This is a genomic window from Candidatus Cloacimonadota bacterium, from assembly GCA_012522635.1.
Classification (GTDB): Bacteria; Cloacimonadota; Cloacimonadia; order Cloacimonadales; family Cloacimonadaceae; genus Syntrophosphaera.
Map to the genome: position 1 here is coordinate 1 of JAAYKA010000058.1, position 11,837 is coordinate 11,837.

Below are 11,837 nucleotides of genomic sequence, written 5' to 3' on the forward strand. Positions count from 1 at the left end.
CAGTTGGGACGGCACAGACTACAACGGCAAAAGCCTCGCCAACGGTGTTTATCACATCATAATGAGCACCCAAAACCAAGTCTATCAAACCAAGGCGGCTTTGCTTAAATAACACAATCCGATTCTCCCTGAATTGATAAAGCCCGGTGTAAAAGCCGGGCTTTTTTTGTTGCTTGAAAAAAGACGGTGTGGGGAAGGGGCTGCTCTTATGGCTGGTAAACCCCGCAACCGACCTGAAAACCCGTAAGCATGCTGCCATCCTGAACGAAGTTAAGGAACCAGCCCTTAGCGCCAACAAAGGTTCCTCCCAGCCTCCAGACTCTGCAGACTACCACCCAAACCCAGGCTGGACCCGTCATTCTGAATGCCAGCGATGGACTCGCCGGAACACCGGATTCATCCGGTCGTTGGTGCCAGATTCATCTGGCACAATGTTCTGCCGACCACCCAGACTCCGCCCACCACCCCCCAAACCAAAGCCTGGCCGTCATTCCGAGTGGAACGAGGAATCCAGTGACTTGGTGGTTTTTGGTTTTGCGGGCAATTGCTTTTACACGCTGCCTATAATGTGTGAAGCTGGGTGGTCTGGTGAACATTTTTTCACCTCCATAAGGGCTGGATTCTTCACTTCGTTCAGAATGACGCGTTGGCTCGGGCTGGGTGGTGGTTTGCGTAGCCGGGATGACAGGTCACAGCGAAACCCGCGAGCAAATAGCGCCGCATCATCTGGCGAAACATTGGCATGACAGACCCCCATCCCGGTAGCCGCCTTTAGTATTCCTTATGTTTCAAAAGTAACCTTGAGCCAGACATAGGCTTATGGCTTTGCGGGGTGTTTTACAACAGACTCGTTCTATATAAGGAGGGGATTTGATACCGAGTGATAAAAAGTGAAAGCCCTGCCGTGTTTGGCGTATCCGGGCAAAAGCCCCCCAATTCTGTTGAACCGCCCACGCCTTTCAAAAAACCCAAAACAAAAAAAGCGGATTTGCATCCGCTTGTATCTGTTTGCTGCGCAGCCTGTTATCAAGCCACGCGCTTGAATATGAAGGCTCTCTTAGCCCGCTCTTTTTCCCGACTCCAGAGTATTTGCGGATCAACTCGTGAGTATCCCGATTCTTTATCGGGTTGCTCACAAGGCATCACGCAGTAACTGCTTGGTTGGAGCCAAGAGCGAAGCAGGGCGGCATTTCGGCTATTTGAAGTAATAATAAATCCCAATTTGGGGGGTGTAGGAAATGCGGTTGTCCCAGTTGTAGGTGATGGGGACTTCCAGGGCTCCGTGGAAGTTTTTGCTGATGGCGATATCCACACCCAAGCCGAGTCCGGCGGTCCATCTGTGTTCAATTTTGGAATCTTCGGAAGGAGGAGCATTGTTTACGGGCTCATAATGCGCATAGTCCAATGAGTCAGTGGCTGATACCCAGCGGTATTGTTTGGAGAACTCAGTTTGGCGGTGGAATTCGTAATTGCCACCGGTCATCAAGTAGAGACGTCCGTGGTCTTTAAGGCCAAAAAAGTTGAAGGTATCCAAAATCCAGATGTGATTCAAGCCCAAGTTGGCTTTCAAGGTACGGCCCACCTCGGTGAAAGTTACCAAGGTATCTTGTGGCGCTTGATCAGGATACCAGCTCATGCCGGTTTTATCATTGTACCAATAGTATTGTCTGTCAGGGAAATAGGGATCGTCGCTGCCCCAGGTGATGGCACCAAAGGTCACTTGCAGACCGTGTTGGGGTCCCAGAAAACGCATGCTGTAGCCGGAGCCGCTCTGGTTTCCCAGATGCAGGCCCACAGCGCTTTTGGAAAAAGGTTCCTCTGCGAAAAGGGCAAGGCTGAGCCCCAAAAGGAGGCCGAGTGTCAATATATGTTTTTTGTTCATGATTCACCTCTGATGTAAATTTAATCCATTCCGCTCCGGTGGGCAAGGATGTCAAGAACTTTGTGCGGTATTTTCGCTGATTGCGTTTTTCGGCTGCGCGCGTGGTTTCCAAGCCAGTCTGTCCAGCTTCAGAAGGTAATACAGCAGGGCGCAACTGAGCCAAACCACACCGCCTGCCCAGAGTATATCCGAGATGAAATGTCCACCCTGCGCCATGCGCACCAGACCCATGCCAAACCCAAAAACAAGGCTGAAAACAAGGCTCCAGGCGGCGAGACGTTTTTTGCGGCCGCGGAAGATGAAATACAGGGCAAAAAAATAGAATGTCATGGAGGCGTGCCCGCTTGGGAAAGACTTTCCCGGGCTGCTGTGATCAATGCTGAGCGGAGGTTCATAGGCATAGATGCCGCCGAATTCAATCACCTGGCTGGGTCGGGGACGTCCCCAATTTTCCTTCAGGATGGCATTCACCAAAAGCATTGGCCCCAAAAGCATTGCCAGCGCCAAAAACAATCCGGAACGACGCCAGCGCGCCAGGTTTTTGGAAAAAAAGCTGGTCACAAAAACCGCAACTCCAGCCAAAGCGACAATCAGCGAGGGTAGAGTGCCATATTTGTAAATGAATTCGAAGCCCCAGGCTTTGTTGCCCATCCAGATGCCATTTCCGCGATAAAAATGGGATTGATATTTGAGATCCAGACCCTGGGAACGAATCAACCAGGTTCCCAAAGCCAAAATCAGGATGGGAAGGATAAAGTCCAGAGCAAAAAGAATATGGCGGCTCCTGGGAACCGCCATATCCATGGTTTGTGAAACCGGGTCGCGGGGGAACTTTTTCAAGCTCATTTGCTCCGCTATTTCCGGGATTTATTCATTATTTTCAGTGGTTTCGGGAGCCGGCTCTTCCTGGCTGGGTTCCGCGGGAGCTTCTTCTGGAACTTCTTCCACTGGTACTTCAGCGGGAGCTTCTTCCATCGGAATCTCTTCCACAGGAGCTTCCTCTGGAACTTCTTCCACAGGAGTTTCTTCCACTGGAGCTTCAGCGGGAATTTCCTCTACAGGAATCTCTTCCACCGGTGCTTCCTCCGGAACTTCTTCCACGGGAACCTCTTCCACAGGTGTTTCCGCGGGAGCTTCCTCTACAGGAGTCTCTTCCACTGGTGTTTCAGCTGGAACTTCTTCCACAGGGGTCTCTTCCACTGGTGCTTCTTCTGGAGCCTCTTCCGCGGGCGTTTCAGCCGGAATTTCTTCAGCTTGTTCGCTTCCCGAGAGGGCTGCTTCAGCAAGAGCGCGCAGTTTGGCTTCTTCACGCTGTTTTTCACGAGCCTGGCGTTCGGCACGTTTCTTTTGCAGTCTGGCGAGGCGGTCGCGCATATATTGTTCGTGGATGGCGATATATTCTTCCTGCAATTTGGGTTCGCGGGAGAAGAAGAACGCCTTCACACTCAGGATGAGGCGGCGGTTTTCCATATCCAGTTCGATGACTTTGAGAGGCAGCTCTTCACCAACGTGGAAAGCTTCTTCAGGGTGGTCGAGTTTTGGAATGGCGAGGTGGGAGATGGGGATGAAGCCTTCAACGATGTCTTCGCCGACCTGGATGTCCACCAGGGCGCCTTTATTGATCAGCTTGCCAATCTTTCCCTTCACTTCTGAATTCACAGGCAAAGATTCTGTGAGGTGTTCCCAGGGATCGGGATGCAACTGTTTGACGCCCAGGGCGATACGGTGCAGAGCGCGATCGATGGAAAGAATCACAGCTTCCACTTCCTGACCCTTGTGATACACTTCGCGGGGGTGATAAACACGTTTGGTCCAACTGATGTCAGAAATGTGGATGAGGCCGTCGATGCCATCTTCCACTTCCACGAAAGCGCCAAAAGCGGTGAGGCTTTTCACGGGACGAGTGATGACGCTGCCAATGGGGAAACGATCTTCAATCGAAAGCCAGGGGTTGGCTTCCATCTGTTTCATTCCCAAGGAGATACGGCGGTTTTCCTTGTCCAGTTCCAAGACGATGGCATTCACATTGTCGCCAATTTTTACGATGCGGCGGGCGTCTGTGATTTTTCTGGTCCAGCTCATTTCAGAGATGTGTACCAAGCCTTCCACGCCAGGCTCCACCTCGATGAAAGCGCCGAAGGATTTCACACTGACCACTTTGCCGGTCACGCGGACGCCTTCGGGATATTTGATTTCGATGTTTTCCCAAGGGTGGGGGACAAGCTGCTTCATACCCAGGGAGATTTTGTTTGTGTCGGGATCGAATTTGATGACTTTCACCTTCACCTTGTCTCCGATGCTGAGCATATCGGTGGGGTGATTCACTTTTCCCCAGCTCATATCGGTGAGGTGCAGAAGGCCGTCGATGCCGCCCAGGTCGATGAACGCGCCATATTGAGTTATATTTTTAACCTCTCCATCCAGCTCATTGCCCACTTCAATGCGTTCGAGCAATTCCTGGCGCTTGATGGCTGCTTCTTCTTCCTGCACCATTTTGCGGGAGAGGATGATGTTTCTTTTGCCCTCGTCCAGGCTCATCACTTTGAACTGCAGTTCTTTACCGATGAATTGGTCGAGGTTTGGGACGGGTTTGATGGACATGTGCGATCCGGGCAGGAAAGCTTCCACACCCATCACGTTCACAATCAAGCCACCTTTCACGCGGCGACGGATGGTGCCGCTGAGCACGGAGCCGTCTTCGGAAGCCTGTTTGATGAGCTCGATGTTTTTGATGTAGTCGGCTTTACGTTTGGAAAGCGAAAGCCTGCCTTCACCGTCGTCCAGATTGTTGATGAAGACCATGATGTTGGAATTCACTTCCGGAACTCCGGAATATTCGAATTCTGTGAGGGGGATGGCCCCGTCGCTCTTGAATCCGATATCCACCACCACGTCTTTATCAGTGACGCTGACCACAGTGCCTTCCTTCACTTCGCCGCTCCTGAACCTGGAATCGTGTTCTTCCAACAGGCTCATCAGCTCGTGGTTGAGCTCTTCCTCAGGAGTTTTGGCGGGTGCGGGTTCCAATGCAGCCGGCTCTTCCGGAGTTTGTTCCTTGGTTTCAGGTTCGGGAGTGTCCGGGGTTTGGGTTTGAGGTTCGATGCTTGTTTCGGCCTCTTCTTCGGCCGGGATTTGGGGCTCTTCCACTTCCTGTGGAGCAGCCTCTGTTTCAGTTTGTTCTGTTGTTTCCTCGGCAGTAGGTTCCACTTCGGGTGCCGTTACTTCTTCCGTTGGTTGCGACGTCGTGCCTTCCCCTTCCTTCAGTTCTTCTTCCGGAACGGGCTGGTCTTGGTTTTGATCATGCTCTAACATGATTCCTCCTTATACGTGGGGATTTCCCGCGGGTTTTTTGCCGGCGCGGGCTTCCCCTTTAAATTAAAAATCTTTTGGTAAACATCCCAGATGTCTTCCTCTGGCGTGGATGCACCTGCTGCCAACCCGATGGTCTGGGCTGCGTCGAGGTCCGAGAGTGTCAGTTCAGATGCGGCTTCCACATGGAGGCTGCGAGTTTGGGCGGAACAGAGTTCGTGCAGCATTTTTGTGTTGGAGCTGTTTTTGCCGCCGATGACAATCATCAGGTCAGCCTTTTTTGCCAGGGCGACGGTTGCGTCCTGGCGCATGGAAGTGGCAGCGCAGATGGTGTTGAAAACCACCAGCTCCTGGCAGCGGGGTAAAACCGTGTCCACCAGGTTCTGCAGCGAACGCAGCTTCTGGGTGGTTTGGGAAACGATGCACAGTTTTTTCCAGGTTTTTTCACCAGGGTCTTCACCAGGGCGAACCACCCGTGTGAGTGAATTTCCCCAGGAAAGCATACCTTTCACTTCCGGATGTTCGGGATCGCCCAAAATCAGGACCGGAATATCGGCATTGGAAGCCACAAGCTGTTGTGCGCGTTGAACATAGGGGCAGGTGGCGTCGATAATTTCATTTTCGTTTGCCTCGAGCGTGGCGCGGTCTTGTTTGGAAATACCGTGGGAGCGGATGACCACCTTTTTGTTTTTCACCGCGTCTGGGGAAGTGGCAATGGCAATGCCTTCCGCGGAAAGCTGGGAAACGATGCGCGGATTGTGGATAAGTTCTCCCAAGGTGTTCACTTCACCGCCAGAATCTTTCGCTTCCCGCGCCATTCCTATGGCTCGGCGTACGCCAAAGCAAAAACCGGAGTTTTCCGCCAGCCAAACCTTCACCTTTCCTCCAGTTTTTTCAAAACCAGAGCCAACAGGCTTTCCACCTGCTGGTCAATGGAAAGTTCCGAATTATCCACAACGATGGCGTCTTCAGCCACCGCGAGCGGCGCCAGACTCCGGTTGGAATCGTTGTGGTCGCGCTCCTGGATTTCTGCAAAAATATGTTCAAAAGCTTTTTCCTGACCCTTATTTTTCAGCTCCAGCCAGCGACGGCGGGCTCGAATTTCCGGGGCAGCAGTGAGGAAAAACTTGAGGTCGGCATCAGGGAAAACATAGGTGCCAATATCACGTCCATCAAGGATATAGCCACCTCCAGCAGCCATCGCACGCTGCAATTCCACCATGCGATGACGCACAGCGGGAAGCGCGGAAACGCCTGAGGCAAGCTGGGATATTTCGTTGGCACGGATGGCTTGGGAAACATCTTCGGCCCCAAGCAAGATGCGGTTTTCAGTGCCGGAAGTTTCCACGCGGATATCCAAATCTTTCAGCATGGCTTCGATGGCGGGGGCATTATCAAGACTGATCCCGGTGCGGACAAGCTGCAACGCGCAGGCGCGATACATGGCGCCTGTATCCAGGTAAACGTAGCCCAGCTTGCGCGCTAAAAGACGCGCAGTTGTGCTTTTACCTGAGGCCGCGGGCCCGTCAATGGCGATAATCAGTCTTTTTTTCATGGTTAAAATTTCCTATCCAACCATGATTTTAAATCCTGAGATTGCGTCAATCCTTTTTTGAGGGCTGTGGCAACGTGGTTTTGAAGCCTGCGCTTTAATGCGGTTCAGGTGGGTTTATAAATGGATTGCAGAAAAAGGCTAAGATGATGTAATATATATTGTTAGCCACATCAACGCAAGACCATCATCCAGAAGATATAGCCGGCAATTTTAACATCCACTTTTATGGTGACTGACGAAGCAAAAAGTGGGATTGAGCCCAAGTGGATTCGCGGATTTTGCAGTTTAAAGAAAAAAACCCCGCCACGAAGGACGGGGTTTTTTGTATTATTCACCGATTATTTTCACCAGCACACGCTTTTTGCGCATGCCGTCATATTCTCCATAGAAGATTTGCTCCCAAGGGCCCAGGTCCAGTTTTCCGTCTGTGATGGCCACCACCACTTCGCGACCCATGATTTGGCGTTTGAGATGCGCGTCGGCATTATCCTCAAATCCATTGTGGGCATATTGCGAATGTGGTTTCTCCGGAGCCAGTTTTTCCAGCCAGCGCTCAAAATCCTGGTGCAAACCGCTTTCGTCGTCGTTTATAAACACCGAAGCGGTGATGTGCATGGCGTTCACCAGGCAGAGTCCTTCTCGGATGCCGCTTTCGTGCAGGCAATTCTGCACCTGAGGGGTGATATTCAGATATTCCCTGCGCTTTGCGGTATTGAACCACAGCTCTTTACGGTAGCTCAGCATCAGTTGGTTGGCTTTCTTTCCAGCTCGGTTGCCAGCTCAGCCGGATCGTCTATGATATAGTCTGCGCCTGCTTTTTCAAGGGCTTCTCTGCCACTGAATCCCCAGGCTGCGCCGATGGAAATCATGCCGGCATTTTTGGCAGTTTCCACATCGATGGGTGAATCCCCCATGAGGGCGATGTTTTCCGGCTTGCATTTGAGGCGCTCAGCCAGTTCCAACGCACGGGTCGGATCCGGTTTTGCAGGCATATCAGGCTGTTCACCGCTATAGATACCGAAGGGGTTTTTTCCTTGGTTTATCATGGCGCCACGGAAATAGTGGCGGATCATCTTTTTGGTGAAGTAGTGGACTTTGTTGGAAAGAATGGCCACTTTGATCTTGTGGGAAACGCAAAGCTGGATCAGATACAGGATTCCCGGATAAGGTTTGGTGTGCAGGAACCAGCTTTCCTCATAGTTGACCCAAAATTTTTCCGCCATCTTTTCGACTTCTTTCTCACTGCGTCGATTTTTTGGCATCGCTCTTTCGGTCAGTTTAAATAGCCCATTACCCACAAAATCCTTGTATGCCTCCAGCGGATGCTCGGGCAAGCCTTCTTCGGCCAAGGCTTTGTTCATGCTCTCAGCGATGTCTTGCAGGCTGTCCAGCAAGGTTCCATCGAGGTCGAAGATGATGGCTTTGATTTTGTGTTTCTTTTTCATTTGTTAGCACTTCCTTCATTGATAATTTTGATTGGTTTGGAATCTTCCCCGGCATACAAAGATATATGCGGGAATGGAATTTCGACGTTGTTTTTTGCAAAACTTTCCTGGATGCGTGCCATCAAGGAAGTCTTGAGTTCAGCAAAGTTCTCTGTTTTGCCCCAAACGCCGAAGAGCATTGCGATGCCGGAATCATCGAATTTATCAGCAATGATCAGCGGTTTGGGGTCTTTCAAGGCCAAGGGCTCGCTTTCAGCCACATCAGCCAATATCTTACGAATTTTATTTAGATCTTCTTTATATGCAATTTTTAATCCAATGTTGGCGCGTCTGGTTGGAAAACGGGTCAGATTTACCACCTGGGTTTTAATCATCGTTTCATTTGGCACCCGCACATAGCGGTTGTCAGTGGTTTTCATCTTCAGCGAAAGCAGATCGACGCTTTGCACCACGCCTGAAAATCCGTCCACTTCGATCAGATCGCCAACCACGAAGGGCTTTTCGGAAATCAGGAAAATGCCGCTGATGATATTCGACACGCTGGTTTGGGAGGCGAAACCCACCGCGATTCCCAACACGCCGGCGGCACCCAGAAGGGCAGAGAGTTTGAAGCCAAATTCGTTTAAAACGTTCACCACCAAAATGAGCACGGCAAGATAATAGACAAAACGCACGACGAGCTGTTCGCTTTGTGGCGAAAGCTTGTTATGCAGGATTCTCTGAATCAGTTTTTTGACGAGAATCACGACTGGAATCCCGATGCCAAGTGTCACAATTACGCGAATCATCACATTCAGTCTTTCAGGCGTAATATAATCGCCAAAGAATTTACCGATGTTCATTTTTGGCTCAAATCTCCTATTTTTGAACATGCCCTTTTCGGGTCATTTTTTTGAAGGTCTATTATTTGTCTATCTTTTTTTTATAGAATACCTCAAATTAAACAAAAAGCAAGTGGAACTTGACATATATTCCAGTTTATTAGCTTTGGCACCAGGATTAGCGACAAGGAGCATCCATGAAAATTGCCCAAATAGTTGGAGCCAGACCGCAATTTGTGAAGCTGGCCCCGCTTTCCCGCTTGGTTCGAGCCAGGCACACAGAAGTGATTATTCACAGTGGACAGCATTATGACATCCAGATGAACGACGTTTTTTTCAGGGATATGCAAATCCCTGCTCCGGATCATGATCTGAGGATTGGATCCGGAGGGCAGGGAGTTCAAACCGGTGAAATTCTGGCAGCTCTGGAGCCCATTTTGAGGGATGAAATGCCGGACTGGGTAATCATTTACGGAGATACGAACACCACCCTGGCGGGAGCTTTGGCAGCCTCGAAAATGGGCTTGAAAACCGCGCACGTGGAAGCCGGTTTGCGCAGTTTCAACCGCGCCATGCCGGAAGAAATCAACCGCGTGGTGGCGGATCACGTTTCAGACCTGCTTTTATGCCCCACTCCCGCGGCGATGGAAAACGCGCGCCGTGAAGGTTTGGCAGAAAAAACCAGGCTGGTGGGCGACATTATGACCGACGCGCTGAAACTGGGGCTGGAAATTGCTCAGGGCAGCTCCGACGCTTTGGAAGAGCTGGCTTTGCAGCCCGGGGATTTTTATCTGCTGACCCTGCACAGGCCTTACAATGTTGACGATCCCCAAAGCCTGAATCACATTTTAAAAGGCCTCGATGGCATGGGCAAAACAGTGGTTTTTCCCGTGCATCCGCGCACCCGTAACGTTTTGGCAGAGCTTCAGATTGATGTTTTCAAAAATATCCGTTTCGTGGAACCGCTTTCCTATCTGGATTTTCTGGGCTTGATGGGAGCGGCGAAAATGGTGCTCACCGATTCCGGCGGCATTCAAAAAGAAGCTTATATTTTGGGAAAACCCTGCGTAACCCTGCGTTCGGAAACAGAATGGATTGAGACTGTGGAAAGCGGCTGGAACCTGCTTTTGCCTGTTGACAGCGCAAGCTTTCCCGGTGTCATTGCTGGTTTTACGCCTCCGGCAGCGCGTCCAGAGCTTTTTGGAAGCGATGTGGCTGCCCGAATTTTGGAGATTTTGGAAAATGCATGAACAATCAAAAAAAGCGCATCTGGTTCTAATCGGCGGCGGCACCTGCAGCGGCAAAACAACCATTGCCAAAGCCATCGGACGCCGCATCGCAAAACTGAAAACGGTCATCATTTCCCACGATAACTACTACCGCGACCTGGCTCATCTGGCTTTGGACGCCCGCACGGAAGTGAATTTTGACCATCCGGATTCCATCGACCAGGAATATCTGGTTCGCGACCTCAAAAAGATGATGGCAGGGGACGCGGTCAACGTTCCGGACTACGATTTTTCCACTCACAGCAGAAGCGAGGGCAAGCTTTGCATTGCCGGCGCGGACGTGATTATTCTGGAAGGCATTTTCGCGCTCTATTACCCTGAACTGCTGGAACTTTCAGACCTCAAAATCTATCTGGATTCGGATTCGGACATTCGCCTCGCAAGACGCATGCAGCGGGACATTTTGGAGCGCGGACGCAACGTTGAAAGCGTGTTGAACCAATATCTGGAAACGGTCAAACCTTCACATCAGGCTTTCATCGAACCCACAAAAAAGAATGCCGACATCATCGTGCCCGGTGAAAAGGAATTCGACCGCGTGCTCTATCTGCTGAACGGATATTTGCAGCACGTAATCCAATCCAGACAGTAAAAAACTTTTTTTGGAAAACCCAGCCGCCAAACAGAAATCTCCGCTTGACAAATACCTTTTGTCTTCAAAACTATTCCCCAGCTATGAATAATGATGAAAAATGCCGGGGACCAGGACCCACAAAATTGAGCAAAGCCGCTTCAGAACAGCGGTTGGGGCGCTTTGTGCTTTCAGAGTGTGAGCGGGGGGAAAGAAGATGCTGATCGCGTCTTTGGTGTTGTTGACCCTGGTTTTAATCGCCAGTATCTTCCATAAAATCAATATTCCCGTAATTATTTTATCGCTGGCCATCGGCATCATTTTCGGCAGTGACGTCACTGGGTTAATCTATTTCGACAACACTGTGTTTGCAAAAGAAGTGGCAAACATCGCGTTGATGTTCATTCTTTTCATCGGCGGTTTTGGCACCAAAAAACAGAGCTTCAAATCCGTTTTGCAACCGGTCAGCCTGCTGGCAACGGTTGGCATCATCACAACAGCGCTCATCACTGGCTTTGTGTTTCATCTTCTCGTTCCCAAAGTGCCATTTCTGTATGCCTTGCTCCTGGGTTCAATTCTGGCTTCAACGGACGCCGCGGCGGTTTTCTCCATCCTGAAAGGCAAAAATGTGGAACACAAGCTCAGGACCCTCACCGAGCTGGAATCTGTGGCAAACGACCCCATGGCAATTGTTTTGACCTTGTTTGTGATTGGTCTTATCCAGGGTACACAGGGCGGAATTCTGAGCTCCATTCTCAATTTTCTTTGGCAGCTTGCGGGCGGAATTGGAATCGGCATCGGAATTGGCTGGCTGGCGGTTTATGTGATGAAAAAAGTCCGCCAGAGCGAGGCGGAATATTTCTTCATCTATATGATTGCCATTGTGTTGTTTAGCTATAGCATTGCCAATGTCAGCCGCGCCAGCGGGATGCTTTCTGTGTTTTTCACCGGACTTGTGATGGGAA

At 50.6% G+C, this 11,837-nt stretch carries 11 protein-coding genes; 3 read left to right on the plus strand and 8 right to left on the minus strand.

Going from position 1 to position 11,837, the window contains the following annotated elements:
- Positions 1 to 1,195 precede the first annotated feature (1,195 nt).
- From GX135_03400 to GX135_03435, 8 genes are all read right to left on the minus strand, one after another.
- The gene (locus tag GX135_03400; GenBank protein ID NLN85139.1) at positions 1,196 to 1,882 is read right to left on the minus strand and encodes a hypothetical protein; all 687 of its coding nucleotides are present in this window, start codon (positions 1,880 to 1,882) and stop codon (positions 1,196 to 1,198) included.
- Positions 1,883 to 1,933: 51 nt separating this feature from the next.
- On the minus strand, positions 1,934 to 2,728 hold the full coding sequence (locus tag GX135_03405) for a phosphatase PAP2 family protein (GenBank protein NLN85140.1): 795 nt from the start codon (positions 2,726 to 2,728) through the stop codon (positions 1,934 to 1,936).
- Positions 2,729 to 2,749: 21 nt separating this feature from the next.
- Complete coding sequence (locus tag GX135_03410; GenBank protein NLN85141.1) at positions 2,750 to 5,194, minus strand: 30S ribosomal protein S1; 2,445 nt, start codon at positions 5,192 to 5,194, stop codon at positions 2,750 to 2,752.
- Entirely contained in the window at positions 5,188 to 6,069 is an 882-nt protein-coding gene (gene ispH, locus GX135_03415) for a 4-hydroxy-3-methylbut-2-enyl diphosphate reductase (GenBank protein ID NLN85142.1), read from the minus strand. The genes GX135_03410 and ispH overlap by 7 nt, the downstream gene beginning before the upstream one ends.
- On the minus strand, positions 6,066 to 6,746 hold the full coding sequence (locus tag GX135_03420) for a (d)CMP kinase (GenBank protein NLN85143.1): 681 nt from the start codon (positions 6,744 to 6,746) through the stop codon (positions 6,066 to 6,068). Before GX135_03420 ends, ispH begins: the two co-directional genes overlap by 4 nt.
- A gap of 327 nt (positions 6,747 to 7,073) precedes the next feature.
- Positions 7,074 to 7,490 carry a YjbQ family protein gene (locus tag GX135_03425; GenBank protein NLN85144.1) on the minus strand — a complete coding sequence of 139 codons (417 nt, stop codon included), beginning with the start codon at positions 7,488 to 7,490 and terminating at the stop codon, positions 7,074 to 7,076.
- On the minus strand, positions 7,490 to 8,191 hold the full coding sequence (locus tag GX135_03430; protein NLN85145.1) for an HAD family hydrolase: 702 nt from the start codon (positions 8,189 to 8,191) through the stop codon (positions 7,490 to 7,492). The genes GX135_03425 and GX135_03430 overlap by 1 nt, the downstream gene beginning before the upstream one ends.
- Positions 8,188 to 8,979: a mechanosensitive ion channel family protein gene (locus GX135_03435; GenBank protein ID NLN85146.1), complete on the minus strand. Its 792-nt coding sequence runs from the start codon at positions 8,977 to 8,979 to the stop codon at positions 8,188 to 8,190. The genes GX135_03430 and GX135_03435 overlap by 4 nt, the downstream gene beginning before the upstream one ends.
- A gap of 230 nt (positions 8,980 to 9,209) precedes the next feature.
- Here GX135_03435 and wecB point away from each other — a divergent pair, with 230 nt between their 5' ends.
- The 3 genes from wecB to GX135_03450 all read left to right on the plus strand — a co-directional run.
- Positions 9,210 to 10,262, plus strand: coding sequence for a UDP-N-acetylglucosamine 2-epimerase (non-hydrolyzing) (gene wecB / locus GX135_03440; protein NLN85147.1), 1,053 nt, complete (start codon positions 9,210 to 9,212; stop codon positions 10,260 to 10,262).
- On the plus strand, positions 10,255 to 10,893 hold the full coding sequence (gene udk, locus GX135_03445) for a uridine kinase (protein ID NLN85148.1): 639 nt from the start codon (positions 10,255 to 10,257) through the stop codon (positions 10,891 to 10,893). Before wecB ends, udk begins: the two co-directional genes overlap by 8 nt.
- A 196-nt stretch (positions 10,894 to 11,089) precedes the next feature.
- Positions 11,090 to 11,837, plus strand: a 748-nt coding sequence (locus tag GX135_03450) for a potassium/proton antiporter (GenBank protein ID NLN85149.1), incomplete at its 3' end; no start/stop codon positions are given.